This is a genomic window from Actinoplanes octamycinicus (assembly GCF_014205225.1).
Lineage (GTDB): Bacteria > Actinomycetota > Actinomycetes > Mycobacteriales > Micromonosporaceae > Actinoplanes > Actinoplanes octamycinicus.
Genome location: NZ_JACHNB010000001.1, coordinates 1,668,917 through 1,689,533, shown reverse-complemented (window position 1 = coordinate 1,689,533; position 20,617 = coordinate 1,668,917). Strand labels below are relative to the sequence as shown.

The following is a 20,617-nucleotide window of genomic DNA, read 5'->3' as shown; positions in this document are numbered from 1 at the left end:
AGTCGTCAGCCTCCGATGGCGGACATGGGCCGGGCCGGCTGCAGGAACGCCGGGTCGTCGATGCCGTGACCGGCCCGCTTGCCGGCCATGGCCACCCGCCAGGCCTCGGCGATCTCGGTGTCCGGCGCGCCGTCGCGCAACAGCTTGCGCAGGTCGCTCTCCTCCGTGGCGAAGAGGCAGTTGCGCACCTGGCCGTCGGCGGTCAGCCGGGTGCGGTCGCAGTCCCCGCAGAACGGCCGGGTCACGCTGCCGATCACGCCCACCCGGGCCGGCTCCCCGGCCGCGTCGACGTGCCCCGGGACCAGCCAGGTCTCGGCCGGCGCCGTTCCACGTGAAACCACGTCGGGCCGCAGATCGAAAGGCTTCAGCGCGGCCAGGATCTCGTCGGCGGTGACCATGGTGTGCCGGTCCCACTGGTGCTGGGCGTCCAGCGGCATCTGCTCGATGAACCGCAACTGGTAACCGTGCTCCAACGCGAACCGCAGCAGCGCCGGCGCCTCGTCGTCGTTCACGTCCCGCATCAGCACCGTGTTGATCTTCACGGGGGTCAGCCCGGCCGTCACCGCCGCGCTCAGGCCGCGCAGCACGTCGGCGTGCCGATCGCGGCGGGTCAGCGTGGCGAACCGCGCCGGATCCAGGGTGTCCAGCGAGACATTCACCCGATCGAGGCCGGCGTCGCGCAGCGGGACGGCCATCCGGTCCAGCCCGATGCCATTGGTGGTCACCGACATCCGCGGCCGCGGGTCGAGCCGGGCCACCTCCGCGACGATGCCGACCAGGCCGCGCCGGATCAGCGGCTCGCCGCCGGTGAACCGGACCTCGGTGATGCCCAGCCGCTCCACCGCGATGCGGATCAGCCGGACCACCTCCGCGTCGGTGAGCTGGTCGGGCTGGGGCATCCAGGCCAGGCCCTCGGCGGGCATGCAGTAGGTGCACCGCAGGTTGCACCGGTCGGTCAGCGAGACCCGCAGGTCGGTCGCCACCCGGCCGAAGCGGTCGGCGAGCGCGATCACGGCCGCCACCCGGCCCGGTCGACTGATCCCCTGATCTCGCTCACGAAATCGAATCTAGCCGCTCTCAGGCCGACTTGCCGCTAGGCATATCGGCCTGTGGACAACGGGCCGGGTGACCCGCCGGCCGGGATCAGCCGCGCAGGACCGCGTCGGCGGCCGCCAGCACCGCTCCTCGATACCCCGCCCCGAAGGCCGCGGTGTGCACGAGCAGCAGATGCAGCTGATGCAACGGCACCCGTCGCTCCCATCCCGCCGCCAGCGGCCACTCCGCCCGATACGCGCCGAGGATCACATCCAGCCCGGCCACTCCGCCGAAGAGCGCCAGCGTCGCCAGATCGGTCTCCCGATGGCCACCGTGCGCCGCCGGATCGACCAGCCAGCCACGCCCGTCCGCACCCCACAGCACGTTGCCCGGCCACAGGTCACCGTGGATCCGTGCGGGCGGCTCCTCCCCGCCGTACCGGGAAATGGTGTCGATGACCTCCTCGACCACCGCGGCGTCGGCGCCGGACAGCGCGCCCTGATCGACCGAGGCGCGCAGCGGGGGCAGCAGCCGCCGCTCCGCGAACCAGGCGCTCCACGGCCCGTCGGACGGCGTGTTGTCCAGCGGCAGCGGCCCGATCCAGCCCGGCCAGGGCGCACCGAACCGCTCCGCGCCGCGGCGATGCAGCGCGGCCAGCTCACGCCCGAACCGCTCGGCCGCCTGCCGGGTGGGGCGCGCGTCGCCCGGTTCGACCCATTCCATCGCAATCATCTCGGGCAGGACGACAAAGATTTCGGGTACGGGCACCGCCCCCGCCTCGCGCAGCCACCGCAACCCGCCCGCCTCCGCCGCGAACAACCCCTCCGGAGCCGCCCCACCGGGCCACGTCTTGGCGAACAGCGAGGTCCCGTCGTCGAGCGTCAGCCGGGACGCCGAGCTGACCCCACGATGGACCGGGGTCTCCCGGATCCGCTGGTGGGTGAGAAATGTCGGGAGGTGCTCCGGGTGCGCGCGCAGATACGCCATGTCCACCCGGTTATCTTGCGCTTCGGGTGACGGACATCCCATTTCAGAGGCAAAATGTCGGCATGGCCCCTGTCGCAGTGCGTTCATACCGCCCGAGTGACCACTCCGCGGGCCGGCGGCTGTGGGCCGAGCTGACCCGCCAGCAGAACGAGATGTACGGCGAGGCCGAGGACGACGGCGGTGCCGGCTTCGAGGAGTACCTGACCAGGCTCGATCTGAGCGGCCTCTGGGTCGCCGACCACGCCGACGACGGCGTGATCGGGATGGTCGGCCTGATCATGCGGAACCGGGCCGGCGAGGTCGAGCCGGTGGTGGTCACGATCACCCACCGGCACAAGGGCGTGGGTCGCCGCCTGCTGCAGCACGTCGCCGCCGAGGCGAAGAAGCGGAACATGACCTCGCTGACCATCTCCCCGTCCTCGCGGAACGTGGAGGCGATCCGCAGCCTGCACGCGGCCGGCTACGACGTGGTCTCCTCGATCGAGCTGACCATGGACCTGGACCGGCACACCCACGCCTGGCAGCAGGAGGGCCTGGAGCTGCAGGGCCTGCCGTTCCGCAGCTGATCCGCCCCGGGCCGGCGCGGTTGTCCACAGGCGACCGGAAAGGCATGCGGCCGTCCGGCCGGCCGGGCCAAGCTGCCCGGCATGACACCTGACTGCAGCCTCGTCATCCGGACGCCCGCCGACCTGATCGCGGTGGTGCCGTTCGTGATGGGTTATCACCCCAGTGACTGCCTCGCCGTCGTCGGCGTGCGCGGCGACCGGGTGGACTTCGCCCTCTGCCACGATCTGCCGCCACCGCGGGCGACCGGCGCCGCGGCCCGGGAGCCGGCCGCCGCCGTCGCCGCCACGGTGGCCCGGCAGCGGGTCAGCACCGTGGTGGTGCTCGGCTACGGCTCGCTGAGACGGGTCACCCCGGCCGCACTGCGCTGTGCCGAGGCGCTGCGCCGGCGCGCCGTCCCGGTGCTCGACGTCTGCCGGGTCGCCGACGGCCGATGGTGGTCCTACCTCTGCGCCGACCGGGACTGCTGCCCGCCGGAGGGCCGCCCCTGCCTGCCCGCGGACAGTGTGATCGCGGCCGAGGCCACCTTCCGTGGGCAGGTCGCGCTGCCCAGCCGGACCGAGCTGACCGCCCAGGTGGCCGCGGTCGAGGGCGCCGAGCGCGCCGAGATGGGCCGGGCCACCGAGCGGGCCCGGCGCCGGTTCACCGGGCTGCTGACCAGCGAGCCGGCCGCCGCGGACTACGAGCGGCTGGTTTTACGCCACGGACGGGAGGCGGTGCTGGCCGCGGAGCGGCGCCACCGGTCCGGCGGCAGCCTCAGCCCGGACGAGACCGCCTGGCTGGGCGTGCTGCTGGTGGATCGCGCGGTGGAGGACTTCGCGCTGGACCGCGCGACCCCGCAGGAGTGGCGGATCCGGCTCTGGACCGAGGTGCTGCGCCGGGTCGAGCCGGCCTATGTCGCGCCGGCGGCCTGCCTGCTCAGCTGCACCGCCTGGCGCGCCGGGCGCGGTTCGCTGGCCCGGGTCGCGCTGGACCGGGCGCTGGCCGTGGAGCCGGGGCACCAGCTGGCCGAGTTGCTGCACAGAGTGCTCGGGTTCGGGCTGTCCCCGCACATGGTGCTGCCGGGCCGGCCGCGCCCGGGGCACGGCCGGAGACGGCGATGAGCGGGCCGGCCGGGCACCGCCCGGCCGGCCCGGCGGGCTCAGGGGCGCTCGGTCTCCTGGCGCACCGTCGCGGCGCCCAGGTCCTCGGTGGACTTGCTGCGCAGTGTGGCCCCCGGCGTCGGGTTGTCGGCGACCTGGTGCAGGCCGGGCACCCGGTCCTCGATCACGAAGCTGGCCCGGGTGTGCGCCGGCGCGCCCGCCGTGCTGACGTAAGGCAGCACCACGAAGTCCGCGGTCAGCGAGTCCGGCGTGATCCGGGTCCGGACGTAACCGCGCTGGTTGTTGTAGAACTTCAGGTGCGGGTTCCAGGCCGCCCACGGGTGCGTCCCGCTCGGCACGTCGGCGCCGTCCCCGGTCGAGGTGATCGACGAGCAGACCAGCTCGGTGCCGACCGTCTTCGAGGTCGGATCGTCGTAATCCAGCTTCAGCTCGTCGGCCCAGTGCGCGTGCACGTCCCCGGTGAGCACCACCGGGTTGCGCACGTGCGCGTCCACCCAGCCCTGGGTGATCCGCTGCCGGGACGCCTGGTAACCGTCCCAGGAGTCCATGCTGAGCACCTTCTGCGGCCCGGCGTTGTTGTCCCGCTGGCCGAAGAAGACCTGCTGACCGAGGATGTCCCAGCGGGCGGTGGACCGGTGGAAACCGTCGAGCAGCCAGGCCTCCTGCTCGGCGCCGGTGATCGAGCGGGCCGGGTCGATCGCGGCCGGGCAGTCCTTGTAACCGTCGCCGCAGCCCTGGTCGTCGCGGAACTGGCGGGTGTCGAGCATGTGGAAGTTCGCCAGCCGTCCCCACCGGAGCCGGCGGTAAAGCTGCATGTCGATGCCGCGCGGGATCGAGGTCCGGCGCAGCGGCATGTTCTCGTAATACGCCTGGAAGGCGGCCGCCCGCCGGGCCAGGAAGGTGGGGTCGGGCTGCTCGGGCACCTCGTCGGCCCAGTTGTTCTCGATCTCGTGGTCGTCGAAGACCACCGCCCAGGGCGCCACCGCGTGTGCGGCCTGCAGGTCCGGGTCCGCCTTGTACTGCGCGTGCCGCTGACGGTAATTCGCCAGCGTCACGGTCTCCGGGCCCTGGTGGTCACGCGGGTTGCCGGTCGCCGCCACGTAGACGCCGGCCTGATATTCGTACTGGTAGTCGCCGAGGTGCAGGATCAGCTCCGGCTCGTCCTCGGCCAGCCGGCGGTAAGCGGTGAAGTACCCGTGCTCGTACTGCGAGCAGGAGACGAAGGACATCGCCAGCGAGCCGCCGAGGACCCACGGCGGCGGCGTGGTCCGGGTCCGTCCGACCGGCGAGGTGTAGCGCTCGGCGTGGAAGCGGTAGAAGTACTCCCGTCCGGGCAGCAGCCCGTGCAGCTCCACGTGCACGGCGTGCGCGGACGCCGGCCGGGCCGCGGTCACGCCGCGGCGGACCACCCGGCGGAAGCGCTCATCGGCGGCCAGTTCCCAGGTGACCGGGATGGTCCGGTCCGGCATGCCGCCGAGGCCGTCCTCGGCGAGCGGGTCGGTGGCCAGCCGGGTCCAGAGCACGAAGCCGTCCGGCTCCGGGTCACCGGAGGCGACGCCGAGGGTGAACGGGTCGGCCCGCAGCGGGCCCCGATGCGGTGCGGCGCTCGCCGCGAGCGGCCACAGGGTGGTGGCGCCGGCCGCGCCGGCGGCGGAACTGAGCAGAAGGGTGCGCCGTGAGATCGACATGTCCCGCAGCCTCGCGGACATGGATGAAAATAAATCGACACGGGATGTTGCCGATATCCGAACGTCCCATGGTCAGATCGTGACGCGGTGCACCCCGGCGTAAACGTTCATGGTCTCCCCGCGCAGGAAGCCGACCAGCGTCATCCCGGCCTCCTCGGCCAGCTCGGCGGCGAGGGTGCTCGGCGCGGACACCGCGGCCAGCAGCGGCACGCCGGCCATCCAGGCTTTCTGGGTGAGTTCGAAACTGGCCCGCCCGGAGACCATCAGCACGTGCCCGGTCAGCGGCAGCCGGCCCTCCCGCAGCGCCCAGCCGAGCACCTTGTCGACCGCGTTGTGCCGGCCCACGTCCTCGCGCAGCACCAGCATCTCCCCGGCGGCGGTGAAGAGCCCGGCCGCGTGCAACCCGCCGGTGCGGTCGAAGGCGCGCTGCGCGGCCCGCAGCCGGCCGGGCAGCTCGGCCAGCGTGCCGGCCGGGATCCGCAGCGGGTCACCGGTCACGTCGAACCTCGACCGGGTCCGCACCGCGTCGATGCTGGCCTTGCCGCACACCCCGCACGAGCTGGTGGTGTAGAAGTTGCGGCTCACGTCGGTCACCGGCGGCGGCACCTCGGCGCCGAGCACCACGTCCACCACGTTGTAGGTGTTCGGCGTGTCCGTCCCGGCGCACAGCTGCGCGGTCACCACGTCCTCCGCGCTGCCGATGATGCCCTCGCTGAGCAGGAAACCCATCGCCAGGTCGAGGTCGTGCCCGGGGGTGCGCATGGTGACCGCGAGCGCCTGCCGGCGCAGCCGGATCTCCAGCGGCTCCTCGGCGGCGAGCTCGTCCGGGCGCCGGCGGCTCGCGGCCGGCGACGCGCCGAGATCGATCCGGACCACCGGTCGTCGCGTCGTGCTCCTGCCCATGGCCGGGAGCTTACGACCCCCGGCTGTCCGAGCGCGTGGTCACGTGTACCGGCGGCTCGGGATACGGTACTCACGTGGGGGGATTTGCGGCGGTGGTCCTGGCCGGTGGTGCGGCGCGGCGGATGGGCGGTGCGGACAAGCCGACGCTGGCCGTCGCCGGCCAGTCGATGCTGACCCGGGTGCTCGCCGCCGTGCACGACGCCGACCCCCGGGTGGTGGTCGGCAAGGTGCCCGCCGACCTGCCGGTTCCAGTGCACGTGACCCGGGAGGAGCCGCCCGGTGGCGGGCCGGTCGCGGCCGCCGCGGCCGGGCTGGCGCTGGTGCCGGAGCGCATCGCGTACACCGCCCTGCTCGCCGCCGACCTGCCGTTCCTCACCGGGGAGGCGATCGACGTGCTGCGTCTGACCATGGAGTCGGCGCCGATGGAGGGCGCGGTCTACCGGGACACCGACGGCCGGCTGCAGATCCTCTGCGGGGTGTGGCGCACCGCGGCCCTGCGCGCGGCGATCGACCGGCTCGCCGCGCAGCGCGGTGGCCTGCACGGCGCACCGGTCCGCGAGCTGATCGAGCAGCTCCGGGTCGCCGAGGTGTCCTGGCGCCGGCCCGGGCCGCCGCCCTGGTTCGATTGCGACACCGATGACGACCTGCGGACCGCGGAGGAATGGGCTCGATGAACGAGCTGGACAGGTGGATCGCGGCGGCCGGCGCCAAGCTGGGTGTGCCGCCGGAGGAGCTGGCGGTCTCCGCGGTGCTCGACGTGACCCGGGATGTCGCGCACAACGTGTTGCGGCCCGCGGCGCCGCTCACGTCGTACCTGATGGGTCTGGCCGTGGGTCGTGGCGCGGACCCCGCGGAGGCAGCCGAGAAGATCGGTGCTCTGGCCCGCTCCTGGGCGAAAGAGTCCTGACCGCGGGAGGGGCGTTCACAGCACAGCCGCGCTCGATAGGGTGACGGGAACGGAGGTGCGATCATGACGGCAGAAGCCGCGGCGGGCGATTCGTCCGAGGGTGTGTTGCTCGACGAACCGACCACGGCCGATCTACGGGCCAAGGTCACCGAGGCCTGGCGCGAGTTCGCCGGCGCCCTGGCCGGCGTGCTGGCCGGCTTGCCCTCCGGCGCCCAGGTCGACCTGACGCTGGATCCGACCGCGTCCGGCACCGGCTCCGCGGTCTATTCGGTGAGCATCCGGGTGCTGGACGCGGGCGTGGTCGAGGCGCTCGCGGTCGGCAACGCCGGGCTGCCGCCCGAGTTCCGGATGGACCGGGCCACCGTCGCCGACATGGTGGCGCTCGGCTGGTCGCCGCCGGGCGTGCTGCCCGGCTCCGGTGACTCGTTCGGCCTGCGGTCCGAGCAGGCCAAGGCGACCCCGCTGGCCGCCGCGATCTCGCGCACCCTGCGCGACGTCTACGGCGCGCCGCACCCGGCCTTCCTGGTCTATCTGGCGCACGACGCCGAGGACGAGCCGCTCGAGGTGGGCCCGCTGGCCACCGCCCGGCAGGAGCCGGGGCTGGACGGGATCGGCCTGGGCGACCTCGACGACGAGCAGGCCCTGGCCGAGGCGATGGGCGCCTCGGCGGCCGACGACCTGGTGCCGCTCGAGGAGCGGGTGCGCACGGTGATCGCCACCATGTCGAAGACCACGATCGACCAGCTCCAGGTGGACGCGGACGGCGACATCGGGATCCGGGCCGGTTCGGCGATGGTCTTCGTCCGGGTCCGGGACAATCCGCCGCTGGTCGACGTCTTCTCGCCGATCCTGACCGAGGTCGAGCCGACCGAGCAGCTCTACGTGAAGCTGTCCGAGCTGACCAACCGGATGCCGATCGGCCGGCTCTACTGCGCGCAGGACACCGTGTGGGCGTCCATCCCGGTCTTCGGCCGCAATTTCCAGCCCACCCACCTGATGCTGGCGGTGCAGGTGATGACCGGCCTCGCCGACGAGCTGGACGACCGGCTGCACGGCGAGTTCGGCGGCAAGCGGTTCTTCGGCGAGGGTGACAAACCGGCCTCGCCGAAGAACGAGGGCGAGCACCGGACCGGCATGTACCTCTAGAAGGGCACCCCGGTCGGCGTCTCCACCAGCCGGGACAGCACGATCATGCTGCGCGTCGAGGTCACGAACGGCTCGGCGCGCAGCCGCTCCAACGCCTGCTCCAAATGACCGATATCGGCCGCTCGTAGGTGTACGAGAGCGTCCGCCTGGCCCGAGACGGTGTACGCCCCGACCACCTCGGGGTGCCGCCGGGTGGCCACCGTGATCTGCGCCGGTGTGGTCCGCCCGGTGCAGAACAGCTCGACGAACGCCTCGGTGGTCCAGCCCACCGCGGCCGGATCCACCACCGCGGTGAACCCCTTGATCACTCCGGCCGCCCGCAGGCGGTCCACCCGGCGTTTCACGGCCGGAGCCGAGAGCGAGACCTTGGCCCCGATCTCCGCGTACGAAGCGCGGGCGTCCGCCACGAGCAACGCAATGATTCGCTGGTCGACGGCGTCCATCTGCAACGATTCGCCTCCGAGGAGCAAGGTTTAGAGCTGTTTGCCGCATCGCAGCCTACCTACGCTAAAACCTCATGAGCCACCTGGAGCGTTTGCCGCGAAAGCGGACATACTTAATGTGTCCCCCGGAGCATTTCACGGTCGAGTACGCGATCAACCCGTGGATGGACACCACCGTCGCGGTGGACGCCGGCCGGGCCCTGACGCAGTGGGAGTCGCTCCGCAGCACTCTGGTCAATCTCGGTCACGAGGTCCACGTGCTGGATCCCCGCCCGGGTCTGCCCGACATGGTCTACTCGGCGAACGGCGCGTTCTCCGTGGACGGCGCCGTCTACGGCGCCCGCTTCCGCTACCCGCAGCGCGCCGACGAGGCGGTCGCCCACCGGTCCTTCTACGAGACCGGCGGCAGCTGGAAGTTCTTCGCTCCGCAGCACGTCAACGAGGGTGAGGGCGACTTCGCGTACCTGCCCGCGGCCTACGGCGGCATCGTGCTGGCCGGCTACGGATTCCGCACCGACCCGGCCGCGCACGCCGAGGCGCAGGAGGTGCTCGGCCGCCCGGTGATCTCGCTGCGCCTGGTCGACCCGGCGTTCTACCACCTGGACACCGCGCTGGCCGCGCTCGACGACCGGCACGTCACCTACTACCCGGGTGCCTTCTCCGAGGCCTCCCAGCGGGTGCTCGCCCAGCTCTTCCCGGACGCGGTGCTGGCCGACCGGGCGGACGCCGAGGCGTTCGGGCTGAACCTGGTCAGCGACGGCCGCCATGTGATCCTCAACACCGACGCGATCGGCATGGGCCGCAAGGTGCGCGACGCGGGCTACCAGCCGGTGCACGTGGACCTCTCCGAACTCAAGCGCGGCGGAGGCAGCGTCAAGTGCGCGGTCGCCGAGCTGCGTACCGGAGGGGACGCCGGTCAGCCGGGTGCGCAAAGATAGGGGCATGACCGACGACTCCCGCACCACTGAGCACAAGGAAGACGGCTCCGTCATCGTCATGGGTCCGGATGGCCGCCCGATGGGCACCATCGAGGAGGACGGCACGATGAGCCCGGAGGAGCCGGGCAACCTCATCGAGCAGCCGGCGAAGGTCATGCGGATCGGCAGCATGATCAAGCAGCTGCTGGAGGAGGTGCGGGCCGCTCCGCTCGACGAGGCCAGCCGTGGCCGGCTGCGGGAGATCCACCAGCGCTCGATCAAGGAGCTGGAGGACGGTCTCGCTCCCGAGCTGCGCGAGGAGCTGGAGCGCCTGTCGCTGCCGTTCGAGGGCGAGACCCCGCCCAGCGAGGCCGAGCTGCGGATCGCCCAGGCCCAGCTGGTCGGCTGGCTGGAGGGGCTGTTCCACGGCATCCAGGCCGCGCTGGTCGCCCAGCAGATGGCTGCCCGCCTGCAGCTGGAGCAGATGCGCACCGGCGGCCCGCGCCCGGCGCTCCCGATGGGCACCGGCATCCCCGGCAAGCAGGACCGCCCCACCGGTCAGTACCTCTAGATCAAAACCGGTTTTCGGTACGCCCGGAGCACCCGCCCGCAGCTCAAGTCCCGTCCGTGCCCCCGCCCGCATGGTGGCCGGTTATCCACACCGGAGCGCTGTCCACAGCGTGGCCGCGTGCGGTCGGCTTTTCGCGCGACACTGTCGTCGGGCGGTCCCCCCAGGGCGGGCGGGGTCTGGGAAAGTGGGCCGGGCCGGGCGGCGCGCCACGGGCCGTGGCGGAAGCGGCCTGGCGGCGTACCGAAAACCGGGTCTAAAGGTTGAAGGTTTTCTGCAGGTAGGCGGCGACCCCGTCGTCGTCGTTGCCGGACGTGGTGTCGTCGGCGACGGCGCGGACCGCCTCGTGCGCGTTGCCCATCGCCACCGCGTGGCCGGCCCAGGTCAGCATCGGGATGTCGTTGGGCATGTCGCCGAAGGCGATCACCTCGGACGCGACGATCCCGTCCCGCTCGCAGAACCAGGCCAGCCCGGCCGCCTTGGTCACCCCGGCCGCGGAGATCTCCACCAGGGCCGACGACGACGAGCGGGTCGCCTCGGCCACCCCGCCGAGCGTCTTGCTGACCAGCTCCAGGAAGTCGTCCGGGTCCGCGGTCGCGGAGCGGACCAGCAGTTTCACCGCCGGGACACTGGTCAGCTCCTCGGGCGCGGAGATCACCTCGACCCGGTGGTCGACCCACAGGCGCGGCCAGGTTGCCTCGTGCCGGAAGGCGCGGCCGTCGTCGATCTCCACCGCGAGCGAGATGTCCGGGACCTCGTCGCGCAGCCGGGCCACCACGTCGATCAGCAGCTCGGTGGAGAGCGGCTCGGTCCGCAGCACCTGGTCGGTGTGCGGGTCGTAGATCACCGCGCCGTTCAGGCAGACCGCCGGCAGCGGGGCCGGGAGCTGGTCGTAGAGCTGCTCGAGCCAGCGCAGCGGCCGGCCGGTCACCAGCACCACCGGCACCGGCACCGCGGCGAGCGTGTCGATGGTCCGCCGGCTCAGGAGCCGCTCGCTGTTGATCAGAGTGCCGTCGATATCGGTGGCCACCAGACGGAATCGCTGGTTTTCGTCGGGTTTTCTGCCGCGCGGAAGCTCTGCCATCACCTCGACAATAGCCGGTCCAGAAACACCGCCACGCCGTCCTGATCATTGGTGAGCGTCACCTCGTCGGCGGCTGCCTTCAGCTCCGGATGCGCGTTCGCCACGGCCACCCGGCCCCACCCGGCCCAGCCGAACATCGGCAGGTCGTTGGGCATGTCGCCGAAGACCAGCACGTCCTCCGGGTCGACCCCGACCGCCTCGGCCACCACCGCCAGGCCGGTGCCCTTGTCCACCTGCGCCGGGCAGATCTCCACGTAGTCCAGGCCGGCCTGGGTGACCGTGGCGACCTCCGGCGGCACCACCCGGCGGGCGAAGTCCAGCAGCTCGTCCACGTGGTGCTGGAACGACCGGGCGAACGCCTTGATCACGTCGCCGCTCAGGCACTCGGTCCGGGTCCGGGACTCGACCGTCACCGGGTATCGCCACGTTGGGTCGTAGTCCCCCCAGAGCGGGGCGTCGTCGTGCTCCAGCGCCTCGAACATCACCGAGAGCGGACCGGCCACCGACTCCAGCCGGGCCAGCACGTCGGCCAGCGCCCAGCCGGGCAGCCGGGCCTGGCGCAGATAACGCGACTCGGCCTGGTCCAGCACCCAGCCGCCCTGGGCCAGCACCAGATAGTCGGCGACCCGGATGTCGTTGCGGGTCAGCGAGGTGAGCCGAGGGCCGCGGCCGGTGGCCGCGACGATCCGGATGCCGGCCGCCCGGACCCGATCCAGGACCTCATGCGTATACGCCGACACGGTGTCGTCACTGCGCACCAGCGTGCCGTCGAGATCCGTGGCGATCAGCTTGGGGAGCCCGGGCTTGAGCATGGGTACCTCCGAGGGTTCACAAACCCCCGCGGAGGGCGGAAGGAGAACGGTACACCCGATCGGCTACCAGCGACCATGACAATTGGTAGCCGATCGGTGACGCCTCACTTAACGGGTTCGAGCACGTCCCGGCCGCCGAGGAACGGCTGCAGCGCCTTGGGCACCCGCACCGAGCCGTCCGGCTGCTGGTGGTTCTCCAGGATCGGGATCAGCCAGCGGGTGGTGGCCAGCGTGCCGTTCAGCGTGGCCGCGGTCTGCGGCTTGCCGTTCTCGTCCCGGTACCGGATGTTGAGCCGGCGGGCCTGGAACGTGGTGCAGTTCGACGTCGAGGTGACCTCGCGGTACCGCCCCTGCGACGGCACCCACGCCTCGCAGTCGTACTTGCGGGCCGCGCTGGTGCCCAGGTCGCCGGCCGCCACGTCGATCACCCGGTACGGAATCTCGACCTTGGCCAGCATCTCCTCCTCCATCGCCAGCAGCCGCTGGTGCTCGGCCAGCGCGTCCTCCGGCCGGCAGAAGGAGAACATCTCCACCTTGTCGAACTGGTGCACCCGCAGGATGCCGCGCACGTCCTTGCCGTGCGAGCCGGCCTCCCGCCGGTAACACGTCGACCAGCCGGCGAACCGCGCCGGACCGTCGCTCAGGTCGATGATCTCGTTCGAGTGGTAGGCCGCGAGGGGCACCTCCGAGGTGCCGACCAGGTAGAGGTCGTCGGCCTCGAGCCGGTAGATCTCGCTGGCGTGCGCACCGAGGAAGCCGGTGCCCTCCATAGACTCCGGCCGGACCAGGGTCGGCGTGATCGACGGGGTGAACCCGTGCTCGACCGCCTGCTGGATGGCCAGCTGCAGCATGCCGAGCTGGAGCAGCGCGCCCACCCCGGTGAGGAAGTAGAACCGCGAGCCGGACACCTTGGCGCCCCGCTCGGTGTCGATCGCGCGCAACGCCTCGCCGATCTCCAGGTGATCCAGCGGCTTGGCGATCTCCGGGATCGTGCCGACCTCGCGGAGCACCACGAAGTCGTCCTCGCCGCCGGCCGGCGCGCCGTCCTCCACCACGTTCGGCACCGCCAGGTGGGCGCGCTTGAGCGCCTGCTCCGCCTCGGTCACCGCGGCCTGGGCCGCCTTCACCTCGGCGGCCAGCTCCTTGGTGCGCGCCAGAAGCGCGGCCCGCTCGTCGCCGGAAGCCCTCGCGACCTGCTTGCCGATGGAGTTCTGCTCGGCCCGGACCGTCTCGAACCGCTGGGTGGCGGACCGGCGCTCCTCGTCGGCGCGCAGCAGGTCGTCGACCAGCTCGGTGGACTCCCCGCGCAACCGCTGGCTGGCACGGATCAGTTCCGGGTCTTCACGTAGCAGACGGAGGTCAATCACAGTTGTCGAGCCTACCGGTCCGCCGCGCCCGATTTATTGCTGGTGGGGCATGTCCCGGTCACTCGGGTGGGAGGCGAACGGCGCGGTCGGCATGATGCTCAGTTCCAGCGGTTCGTCCGGTTCGTCGTCGGCCGGCGTGGACCGTCGCCAGCGCGACGGCGCGGCCGGCCCGGAGTCCCGGCCGGACAGCCACAACGCGAGCAGCCCGGCTGCCACCCCGGCCAGCGCGCACCACAGCCCGCGACCGTAGGCCAGCTTCAGGTTCTCCGCGCTCAGATCGATGGTGTAGAAGCGGGCGATCACCCGGGTCGCGTCGTTGATCAGCTGGACCATGGCCAGCAGCAGGGCGAGCAGCACGCCACCGGCGCCCAGACCGGCCACCCGGGCGTACCGCCGACCGGCCTCCGGGCCGAACAGCGTCAGCACCACCGCGATCACCAGCAGGAACAGCCCACCGAGGTAGGCCGCGCCGATGCCACCCAGGTCGATCAGGTCGGCCGGCAGCATCTTCGTCTCGCCCACCTCGTCGGAGTTGAACTCCAGGCCCTCGACCGTGGTCACCTGCCACTCGGAGATCAGCGAGGCGAACCCGGCGACCGCGCCCAGCGCCGCCACCAGCGGGGCGAGCCGGGCGTCGGTGCCGAGCCCACGAAGGAACCCGCCGGCCCGTGACCCGGACGGTGGTTCCGCCGGACCGAATTCGACCACTGTCTCGGACATGTGATCCATGATGAGCCCTGCGTCGTCAGCCATCCAGCGGCCCCCGGATGGGCTAGCGTTCTGTCCATGCCTATTCGTTCTGCTTCGGCCCGCTGGGAAGGGAACCTCACCGAGGGTTCCGGCACGGTAAAGACTGGTAAGGGTGGCCTGCAGGGGAACTACTCCTTCAAGTCACGCTTCGAGGAGGGCGAGGGGACCAACCCGGAGGAGCTCATCGCCGCGGCCCACTCCGGCTGCTTCTCGATGGCCTTCTCCAAGGGCCTCGCCGACGCGGGCTTCACGCCCACCTCGGTCGAGACCGTCGCCAAGGTGCACCTGGACAAGACCGATGCCGGCTTCGGCGTCTCCCGGATCGACCTGGAGACCGTCGGCGACGTGCCCGGCATCGACGACGCCACGTTCCAGAAGATCGCTGAGGGGGCGAAGGAGAACTGCCCGATCTCCCGCCTGCTCAGCCCGGGTGCGGCGATCAGCCTCTCGGCCAAACTGGCCTGATCGATGTCCGCCGGCGCTTCCGGGTGACCGGACGCGCCGGCGACACAGGGCACAATGTGCCTGTGCCGGTCGAGATGAGTCGGGAACGCTTCGAGGAGCTGGTCGGTGAGGCCCTCGACGAGGTGCCCGTGGAGCTGCTCTCCCTGATGAACAATGTGGTGTTCCTGGTCGAGGACGCCCCACCGGACGGCAGCGACGACCTGCTGGGTCTCTACGAGGGCACCGCTCTGACCGAGCGCGGCTGGGACTACGCCGGCGCGCTGCCCGACCGGATCACCATCTATCGCCTGCCCACGCTGCGCGTCTGCGACTCGGAGGACGACGTGGTCGAGGAGGTGGCGATCACCGTGGTCCACGAGATCGCCCACCACTTCGGCATCGACGACCACCGCCTCCACGAACTCGGCTGGGGATGACTTCGGCTTCGCCCGGTGGATCTCCAAGATCAAATTCAAGAGCTTGCTGACTCGGATCCGCGCTGATCACTGATCGTCGCTCCCGCCAGGGACCCTTCCGGGCCGGGCTGGCCGCTGCGCGTCCAGAACGCCCGGCCCTCCAGGGCGACGTCCGCGGGTGGTCACGACCCGCCAACCCCGAACCCCGCATCGTCCCGGACCGCACCGCGCCCGCGGTCCGGGCTGGCTTCCACGGGTCCCTCAACCGCCCTGAGACACCCCTCAGGCCCAGCCGTCCTGGCGCGACGCGCCCAGGACCGATTGCGACGCGTTCTGGGGTCAGGCGATGTCACCGGAGCGGAGGCGGTGGAGCCAGGCGGCGGAGTCGGCGAAGTCGGCGTCGGAGAGGCCGGCCGGGGCCTGGACCGGGGGCTCCGGCACCAGCCGGTGGCGGGCGTAGCTGCCCAGGAAGCGGACGTCGGCGCAGATCCGGCGCAGGCCCTGGAGCGCCTCGCCGACCCGGGCCTCGGCGACGTGGCCGGTGCAGTCCAGGATGAAGTAGTAGGTCCCGAGTTGCTCGCCGGTCGGCCGGGACTCGATCCGGGACAGGTTCACGCCGCGGACTGCCAGCTCGGTGAGCACCGCGAGCAGCGCGCCGACCTGGTCGTGCCGGATCGACACGGCCAGCGAGGTGACGTCGTCCCCGGTCGGCGGCGGTGGCGTCGCGGGCCGGGTCAGCAGGGCGAACCGGGTGACCGCCTCGGCCCGGTCGGCGACTTTCTCGGCGAGCACGGTGAGCTTGTTGCGCGGGACGCCGATCGGGGCGCAGAGCGCCGCGTCGAACTCCCCGGCGGCCGCGTGCAGCGCCGCCGCCGCGTTGGAGAGCACGTCGACCACCACCGCGTCCGGCACGTTCGCCTGCAGCCAGCGCCGGCACTGCGCGGACGCCTGCGGATGCGCCGCGATGGTCCGCAGCCCGGCCAGCGGCTTCAGTGCGTCGGCGGCCAGCACGAACTCGACCGGCAGCAGCACCTCCCGGGCGATCATCAGCGGGCTGCCGGTGACCAGCTCGTCCAGGGTGACCGGAATGGCCCCGCCCACCGAGTTCTCCAGCGGCACCAGGGCGGCGTCGGCCTCCCCGGCCCGCACCGCCTCCAGCGCCTCGGGCACGCTCCGGGCCGGCGTGCGCAGCCCGTGCTCCGCGGCCGGGATGGTGCGCAGGGCCGCCTCGGTGAAGGTGCCCTCCGGACCGAGGTAGGTGAAGCGGGTGGGCGGCGTACCGGGCATCCCGTCAGTCTATGGCCCACAAGTCCCGGCCCCGGGCCGCATATCACCCGTCCCGCGTGTTGACCGCGCCGCACCGACCGCGCACCGCGACCACCGGAACACCGCGTCCATCGCGCGTTCCGGGGCGCGGCGGACTCCCTGGTCTCGGGTCGCGCGGCCGGGTGGGGTCTAGAAGCCGCAGACCAGCACCCGGATCCCGGCCGGGGCGCCGGCCTGGACCTGCGCGTTGCAGACGTCGGTGCCGGCCGCGACCAGGGCCAGCGTGCTGCCCTTGCCGGTGGCCACCACCATCAGCGGCTCCAGCTCGTCGGCGCCCTGCCCGGCGATCTCCACCGTGGTGAACGACCAGGTCCCGGCGCAGAACGGCCCGTCCTGCACGGTCAGCTTCGCCTTCGGGATGCCCGGCTTGCCCTTGATCAACGCGAGGATCTCCGCCTTGGTGGGCCGGCCGGAGCACTTGGGGGCGTGCGACGGGGTCGGCGTCGGCGAGTTGGTCAGCCCGGGCGTCGCGGTGACCGTGGTCGTCGCGGTCGGCGTCGGCGGATAGGTGTAGGTCGGGGTGGAGACCGGCGTCGGGGCGTAGGTGGGCGCGTAGGTCGGCGTCAGCGGCGCCAGGGCGGGCGGCGGCAGCGACCCCGACGGCGGAGCGCTGACCGGGGACAGTGGGGGACTCGTGGGCAGCGGCTCCGGTGGCGCGCCGCAGGCGGCCGTCAGCAGGAGAGCACCCACGGCCACCGGAATGTGGCGTGTGCGGGGGAACACCGGCTCATGGTAGGAGCCCGGCCCGGCCCGAAGCCAGATCGCCGGTTGACGATTCGATACCGGAGGCCGGCCGGCGGTGGCGGGCGGCCGCGGTCGTACCGAAGAAGTGGGGTGAGCCGAACCGGGCGCGGCCGCGAGTGACGCCGGGCGTCAGCCGGCGATGCGGTGGCCGGCCGCGGTGAGGGTGTTGACCGCCTCGGTGAGGCGGACGGTCGGCACCAGCAGATAGTCGGTGTCGTAGGTGGAGAAGGTGACGATGTTGACCCGGGCGTCGGCGAGCGGGCCGACCAGCGAGGCCAGCACCCCGGTCATGGTCAGCTCCAGGCCGGCGACCCGCAGCGCGCGCCAGGCCGTGTCGGTCTCGGCGCCCTCCGGAACGCGGTCCGACGGGCAGATGATCGAGATCTCGTCGAGTCCCCACGTCACCGAGATGACGCTCTTGTCGTCCGGACCCGTGGTCAGCGAGGCGGGCAGGGTGGAGCCGGCCGGCAGGCGGCACACCGTGTACTCACCTGGTAACAGGTCTAGATCGAGCATGACGGGAGCCTACGTTACGGATCGGTAACACCCAATGGTTGTCGGATGCGGTGAACACCACACCGCCATAGACAAACCGGACATCAGTAGTGCACGGGGGACAGGAAGGTCATCGAACCGGCCACCCGGTCGCCCGCCAGCAGCGGTGTGGAGATCGCGTCCACGGTCAGCGGCGCCTTCCCGCCCTCCGGCACGACCCGCATCAGGCCGCGCGCCAGCCGCTCGCTGCGGACCGCGAGCAGCGGGGGGATCTTCTCCGCCTCGGGCTCCTCGAGCGGGCCGGCGCCGGCCGTAAAGTCGATCAGCTGCAGCGACGCGGTCAGCCGCTTGCCGAGAGCCTCAGCCGGTTTGCCCAGCCCGAGCAGCTCGCTGGCGGACGGCGAGACGGCCAGGATCGCGCCGCCGGCGTCGACGACCAGGCACGGCTCGTCGGCCGCTGCCACGGTGCCGGACCAGCGCTCGATGCTGGTGATGAACTCGGCCTCGGCCGGTGTGCGTGCCTGAGGGACGAACGCTCCCGAGAGGGAGAGCTCAACATGCGCCACCCGCTCCTCCTCGCTTCCGTCGCGCCGGCCGCGGCGCCCCGGCTGACCGGGACGCCGTGTCGGCGACGTCGCAAGGAACGTTACCGGCGGGTCGGCCGCTTGTCAGCGGCCGTCTGTCCGTTGCTGTACCAACGGTAGTCACCACTCGGCCGGTAGGGTGCGTTCGCCCAGGTGGACGGGTTGCTGGCGACCGCTGAGAGTTTGCTCGCCGTGGCCGCGGAGATGCGGGCGCCTCCGGCGAGAAGCAGGCGGTCAAGCTCCCGATCGGTGGCGACCAGACAGTCTTTCGGCAGGCCGTGGACGCTGATCACGCCGGAGCCGACGAACGTGAGCACCGGGGTCACCGGCACGTTCAGCCCGACCGCGGCGGAGAGCGCCTTGGCCGCCCGCTTGGCGTCGCGGCGAGCCTCCACCACATATTGTGGGCGCTTGCCGTTGATCTGGACGACGTCCCCGGCGATCAGGACGCGGGAGCGGCCGTGGTCGGCCACGGTCACCGCGTAGACCCCACCGGGGCCGATCGCGAGGAAGCCCGCCCGGTCATCGGCCGGGTCGGGCTCGTAATACGACTGGGACAGGTCGGTGCGCGGCCAGTCCACGATGTGCCAGGCCGAACCGAGGCGGTCGAGCCGGGTCAGGGCCCGGGCTCCGGCGGCCTCCATGCGGCGGGCCTCGCGCTCGGCACGGCGACGCCGCGCCCACTCCATCGGGGTGAGACGCGGTTCCAGGTCGGTGCCCGGCGAGCTATGGCTGACTGGGGTCAACGCTCTGCTGGTGGACGGAACGGGCAGAGCGGGGCGGGCAGGGAAGACAGTCACTTTCGACCTCCGGCAAAAGGTCTTCTCGGGCTGGCTTTCTTTCCAACTACCGTACGTGCTCGGGCCCTCACGGAACAGGGTGGCGGGAGGGAAAGAAAGGCGAATGAGTGTGGATGAATACCGCATTCACGGACAACGTCTTCTTGCGGATGGTGCAGACCGACGCCTGTCCTGATCCAACACCCGACTGATCGCACACCAGCGGGTCGCGGTTTCGTCGCACTCTGCCAAGTTATCTCTACTGTCCGTTCGATGCATGCCCGTCCCAAGATCTAGTCGTACCGTCATCGAGCGGTAACATTCGGTGCGGGTTAACGTCGAGGTCGTGTACGTCGACAGTGAAGTCAGCCGCCTGCACACCGTCCTGCTGCACCGGCCGGGCAAGGAGCTGGCCCGCCTCACGCCGCGCAACAGCGGCTCGTTGCTCTTCGATGGCATCCCCTGGGTGGGTCGCGCCCAGGAGGAGCACGACCGGTTCGCCGAGGCGCTGCGGTCCCGCGGCGTCGAGGTGCTCCACTTGGACCGGCTGCTGGCCGAGACGCTCGCCGTCCCGGAGGCCCGCGCCGAGCTGACCGCCGGGGTGCTCGCCGATCGCCGGCTGGGCGACGGGCTGCGCGCCGGCGTCGCCGCCTACCTGGCCGACCAGGACCCGGACCGGCTGGCCGAGGTGCTGATCGCCGGGCTGGCCCACGAGGAGGTGAAGCCGGGCGGCGGCAGCCTGGTCTACGAGATGCTGCAGCCCAACGACTTCGTCATCGACCCGCTGCCCAACCTGCTCTTCACCCGCGACTCGTCGGTCTGGGTGCGCGACCGGGTCGCGGTCACCAGCCTGGCGATGCCAGCCCGGCGCCGGGAGACCACGCTCACCCATGCGGTGTACCGCTACCACCCGCGGTTCGCCGGCGCCGAGCTGCTCTACGAGCCGGCCCTGGAGCACGTGGAGGGCGGAGACGTGCTGGTGCTGGCGCCCCAGGTGCTGGCCATCGGGGTCGGCGAGCGGACCACCCCGGCCGGCGCCGAGCGGCTGGCCCGCCGGGTGCTGGCGGCCGGCCTGGCGCACACCGTGCTGGCCGTGCCGATCGCCCAGGAACGGGCCACCATGCACCTGGACACCGTCTGCACCATGGTGGACGCCGACGCGGTGGTGATGTACCCGATCGTCGCCGACACCCTGCGGGCCTGGACGATCACCGCGGGCGACGGCGACGAACTGGTGGTCCGCCAGCCGCGCCCGTTCCTGGAGGCGGCCGCCGAGGCGATGGGCATCGACCACCTGCGGGTGATCGACACCGGGCTGGACCCGGTCACCGCCGAGCGCGAGCAGTGGGACGACGGCAACAACACCCTGGCCATCGCGCCCCGGCTGTGCGTCGCCTACGAGCGCAACGTGGAGACGAACGCGCAGCTCGAGCGCGCCGGCATCGAGGTGGTCCGGATCCAGGGCTCGGAGCTGGGCAGCGGCCGCGGCGGGCCGCGCTGCATGAGCTGTCCGATCCAGCGAGCCCCGCTGGCCGGGTGAGGGCAGGCGGCGGCG

The 20,617-nt window shown here is 71.9% G+C and carries 24 protein-coding genes; 10 read left to right on the top strand and 14 right to left on the bottom strand.

Features of this window, described 5'->3' with window-relative positions:
• Positions 1-5: 5 nt before the first annotated feature.
• The gene (moaA, locus tag BJY16_RS07635) at positions 6-1,022 is read right to left on the bottom strand and encodes a GTP 3',8-cyclase MoaA (protein ID WP_185038394.1); all 1,017 of its coding nucleotides are present in this window, start codon (positions 1,020-1,022) and stop codon (positions 6-8) included.
• 121 nt (positions 1,023-1,143) lie between these two features.
• Positions 1,144-2,028 (bottom strand): fructosamine kinase family protein, encoded by an 885-nt coding sequence (locus BJY16_RS07630; protein ID WP_185038393.1) that lies wholly within the window; start codon positions 2,026-2,028, stop codon positions 1,144-1,146.
• A 56-nt stretch (positions 2,029-2,084) separates the two neighbouring features.
• Here BJY16_RS07630 and BJY16_RS07625 point away from each other — a divergent pair, with 56 nt between their 5' ends.
• On the top strand, positions 2,085-2,588 hold the full coding sequence (locus BJY16_RS07625; protein WP_185038392.1) for a GNAT family N-acetyltransferase: 504 nt from the start codon (positions 2,085-2,087) through the stop codon (positions 2,586-2,588).
• A gap of 81 nt (positions 2,589-2,669) precedes the next feature.
• On the top strand, positions 2,670-3,689 hold the full coding sequence (locus BJY16_RS07620; RefSeq protein ID WP_185038391.1) for a DUF4192 domain-containing protein: 1,020 nt from the start codon (positions 2,670-2,672) through the stop codon (positions 3,687-3,689).
• A gap of 38 nt (positions 3,690-3,727) precedes the next feature.
• On the opposite strand, the gene BJY16_RS07615 is transcribed toward BJY16_RS07620, so the two are convergent.
• On the bottom strand, positions 3,728-5,377 hold the full coding sequence (locus BJY16_RS07615) for an alkaline phosphatase D family protein (RefSeq protein ID WP_185038390.1): 1,650 nt from the start codon (positions 5,375-5,377) through the stop codon (positions 3,728-3,730).
• A gap of 72 nt (positions 5,378-5,449) precedes the next feature.
• The gene (gene fdhD, locus BJY16_RS07610; RefSeq protein WP_185038389.1) at positions 5,450-6,280 is read right to left on the bottom strand and encodes a formate dehydrogenase accessory sulfurtransferase FdhD; all 831 of its coding nucleotides are present in this window, start codon (positions 6,278-6,280) and stop codon (positions 5,450-5,452) included.
• 92 nt (positions 6,281-6,372) lie between these two features.
• Here fdhD and mobA point away from each other — a divergent pair, with 92 nt between their 5' ends.
• From mobA to BJY16_RS07595, 3 genes are all read left to right on the top strand, one after another.
• Positions 6,373-6,954 carry a molybdenum cofactor guanylyltransferase gene (mobA, locus tag BJY16_RS07605; protein WP_185046320.1) on the top strand — a complete coding sequence of 194 codons (582 nt, stop codon included), beginning with the start codon at positions 6,373-6,375 and terminating at the stop codon, positions 6,952-6,954.
• Positions 6,951-7,187 (top strand): DUF6457 domain-containing protein, encoded by a 237-nt coding sequence (locus BJY16_RS07600; RefSeq protein ID WP_185038388.1) that lies wholly within the window; start codon positions 6,951-6,953, stop codon positions 7,185-7,187. The genes mobA and BJY16_RS07600 overlap by 4 nt, the downstream gene beginning before the upstream one ends.
• 63 nt (positions 7,188-7,250) lie before the next feature.
• Positions 7,251-8,333 carry a T3SS (YopN, CesT) and YbjN peptide-binding chaperone 1 gene (locus BJY16_RS07595; protein WP_185038387.1) on the top strand — a complete coding sequence of 361 codons (1,083 nt, stop codon included), beginning with the start codon at positions 7,251-7,253 and terminating at the stop codon, positions 8,331-8,333.
• On the opposite strand, the gene BJY16_RS07590 is transcribed toward BJY16_RS07595, so the two are convergent.
• Positions 8,330-8,782: an Lrp/AsnC family transcriptional regulator gene (locus BJY16_RS07590; RefSeq protein WP_185038386.1), complete on the bottom strand. Its 453-nt coding sequence runs from the start codon at positions 8,780-8,782 to the stop codon at positions 8,330-8,332. The genes BJY16_RS07595 and BJY16_RS07590 overlap by 4 nt on opposite strands.
• Positions 8,783-8,850: 68 nt before the next feature.
• Between BJY16_RS07590 and ddaH the strand changes: the two genes are divergently transcribed.
• Both ddaH and BJY16_RS07580 read left to right on the top strand, forming a co-directional pair.
• Positions 8,851-9,714, top strand: coding sequence for a dimethylargininase (gene ddaH, locus BJY16_RS07585; RefSeq protein ID WP_185038385.1), 864 nt, complete (start codon positions 8,851-8,853; stop codon positions 9,712-9,714).
• 4 nt (positions 9,715-9,718) lie between these two features.
• Complete coding sequence (locus BJY16_RS07580; protein WP_185038384.1) at positions 9,719-10,264, top strand: bacterial proteasome activator family protein; 546 nt, start codon at positions 9,719-9,721, stop codon at positions 10,262-10,264.
• Between the two features lie 253 nt (positions 10,265-10,517).
• Here the strand turns inward: BJY16_RS07580 and BJY16_RS07575 are convergent, their stop codons facing one another.
• The 4 genes from BJY16_RS07575 to BJY16_RS07560 all read right to left on the bottom strand — a co-directional run bounded on the left by BJY16_RS07575 (position 10,518) and on the right by BJY16_RS07560 (position 14,244).
• Positions 10,518-11,345, bottom strand: a complete 828-nt coding sequence (locus BJY16_RS07575) for an HAD family hydrolase (protein WP_185038383.1) — start codon at positions 11,343-11,345, stop codon at positions 10,518-10,520.
• Complete coding sequence (locus BJY16_RS07570) at positions 11,345-12,157, bottom strand: HAD family hydrolase (RefSeq protein ID WP_185038382.1); 813 nt, start codon at positions 12,155-12,157, stop codon at positions 11,345-11,347. The genes BJY16_RS07575 and BJY16_RS07570 overlap by 1 nt, the downstream gene beginning before the upstream one ends.
• Before the next feature lie 104 nt (positions 12,158-12,261).
• The gene (gene serS / locus BJY16_RS07565; protein ID WP_185038381.1) at positions 12,262-13,524 is read right to left on the bottom strand and encodes a serine--tRNA ligase; all 1,263 of its coding nucleotides are present in this window, start codon (positions 13,522-13,524) and stop codon (positions 12,262-12,264) included.
• Between the two features lie 33 nt (positions 13,525-13,557).
• Positions 13,558-14,244 carry a hypothetical protein gene (locus tag BJY16_RS07560; protein WP_185038380.1) on the bottom strand — a complete coding sequence of 229 codons (687 nt, stop codon included), beginning with the start codon at positions 14,242-14,244 and terminating at the stop codon, positions 13,558-13,560.
• 66 nt (positions 14,245-14,310) lie between these two features.
• Between BJY16_RS07560 and BJY16_RS07555 the strand changes: the two genes are divergently transcribed.
• Both BJY16_RS07555 and BJY16_RS07550 read left to right on the top strand, forming a co-directional pair.
• Positions 14,311-14,739, top strand: coding sequence for an OsmC family protein (locus BJY16_RS07555; protein WP_185038379.1), 429 nt, complete (start codon positions 14,311-14,313; stop codon positions 14,737-14,739).
• A 74-nt stretch (positions 14,740-14,813) separates the two neighbouring features.
• Complete coding sequence (locus BJY16_RS07550) at positions 14,814-15,155, top strand: metallopeptidase family protein (RefSeq protein ID WP_185046319.1); 342 nt, start codon at positions 14,814-14,816, stop codon at positions 15,153-15,155.
• Between the two features lie 318 nt (positions 15,156-15,473).
• On the opposite strand, the gene pheA is transcribed toward BJY16_RS07550, so the two are convergent.
• The 5 genes from pheA to BJY16_RS07525 form a co-directional block, all read right to left on the bottom strand.
• Entirely contained in the window at positions 15,474-16,421 is a 948-nt protein-coding gene (gene pheA, locus BJY16_RS07545) for a prephenate dehydratase (protein ID WP_185038378.1), read from the bottom strand.
• A gap of 168 nt (positions 16,422-16,589) precedes the next feature.
• Positions 16,590-17,183 (bottom strand): hypothetical protein, encoded by a 594-nt coding sequence (locus BJY16_RS07540; RefSeq protein ID WP_185038377.1) that lies wholly within the window; start codon positions 17,181-17,183, stop codon positions 16,590-16,592.
• A 150-nt stretch (positions 17,184-17,333) separates the two neighbouring features.
• Complete coding sequence (locus tag BJY16_RS07535) at positions 17,334-17,720, bottom strand: ACT domain-containing protein (protein ID WP_185038376.1); 387 nt, start codon at positions 17,718-17,720, stop codon at positions 17,334-17,336.
• An 83-nt stretch (positions 17,721-17,803) separates the two neighbouring features.
• A complete protein-coding gene (locus BJY16_RS07530) occupies positions 17,804-18,265 on the bottom strand; it encodes a PAS domain-containing protein (protein WP_185038375.1) in 462 nt (153 codons plus the stop codon).
• An 80-nt stretch (positions 18,266-18,345) separates the two neighbouring features.
• Positions 18,346-19,083: a hypothetical protein gene (locus tag BJY16_RS07525; RefSeq protein WP_185038374.1), complete on the bottom strand. Its 738-nt coding sequence runs from the start codon at positions 19,081-19,083 to the stop codon at positions 18,346-18,348.
• A gap of 325 nt (positions 19,084-19,408) precedes the next feature.
• Between BJY16_RS07525 and BJY16_RS07520 the strand changes: the two genes are divergently transcribed.
• Positions 19,409-20,602, top strand: a complete 1,194-nt coding sequence (locus tag BJY16_RS07520; RefSeq protein WP_185038373.1) for an arginine deiminase — start codon at positions 19,409-19,411, stop codon at positions 20,600-20,602.
• Positions 20,603-20,617: the final 15 nt, after the last annotated feature.

Excerpts from the sequence above, each read along its gene's own strand:
- BJY16_RS07625 (WP_185038392.1), top strand. The coding sequence starts at position 2,085 with ATGGCCCCTGTCGCAGTGCGTTCATACCGCCCGAGTGACCACTCCGCG.
- BJY16_RS07620 (WP_185038391.1), top strand. The coding sequence starts at position 2,670 with ATGACACCTGACTGCAGCCTCGTCATCCGGACGCCCGCCGACCTGATC.
- BJY16_RS07615 (WP_185038390.1), bottom strand. The coding sequence starts at position 5,377 with ATGTCGATCTCACGGCGCACCCTTCTGCTCAGTTCCGCCGCCGGCGCG.
- fdhD (WP_185038389.1), bottom strand. The coding sequence starts at position 6,280 with ATGGGCAGGAGCACGACGCGACGACCGGTGGTCCGGATCGATCTCGGC.
- BJY16_RS07600 (WP_185038388.1), top strand. The coding sequence starts at position 6,951 with ATGAACGAGCTGGACAGGTGGATCGCGGCGGCCGGCGCCAAGCTGGGT.
- BJY16_RS07595 (WP_185038387.1), top strand. The coding sequence starts at position 7,251 with ATGACGGCAGAAGCCGCGGCGGGCGATTCGTCCGAGGGTGTGTTGCTC.
- ddaH (WP_185038385.1), top strand. The coding sequence starts at position 8,851 with ATGAGCCACCTGGAGCGTTTGCCGCGAAAGCGGACATACTTAATGTGT.
- BJY16_RS07580 (WP_185038384.1), top strand. The coding sequence starts at position 9,719 with ATGACCGACGACTCCCGCACCACTGAGCACAAGGAAGACGGCTCCGTC.
- BJY16_RS07575 (WP_185038383.1), bottom strand. The coding sequence starts at position 11,345 with ATGGCAGAGCTTCCGCGCGGCAGAAAACCCGACGAAAACCAGCGATTC.
- BJY16_RS07570 (WP_185038382.1), bottom strand. The coding sequence starts at position 12,157 with ATGCTCAAGCCCGGGCTCCCCAAGCTGATCGCCACGGATCTCGACGGC.
- BJY16_RS07560 (WP_185038380.1), bottom strand. The coding sequence starts at position 14,244 with ATGTCCGAGACAGTGGTCGAATTCGGTCCGGCGGAACCACCGTCCGGG.
- BJY16_RS07555 (WP_185038379.1), top strand. The coding sequence starts at position 14,311 with ATGCCTATTCGTTCTGCTTCGGCCCGCTGGGAAGGGAACCTCACCGAG.
- BJY16_RS07550 (WP_185046319.1), top strand. The coding sequence starts at position 14,814 with ATGAGTCGGGAACGCTTCGAGGAGCTGGTCGGTGAGGCCCTCGACGAG.
- pheA (WP_185038378.1), bottom strand. The coding sequence starts at position 16,421 with ATGCCCGGTACGCCGCCCACCCGCTTCACCTACCTCGGTCCGGAGGGC.
- BJY16_RS07535 (WP_185038376.1), bottom strand. The coding sequence starts at position 17,720 with ATGCTCGATCTAGACCTGTTACCAGGTGAGTACACGGTGTGCCGCCTG.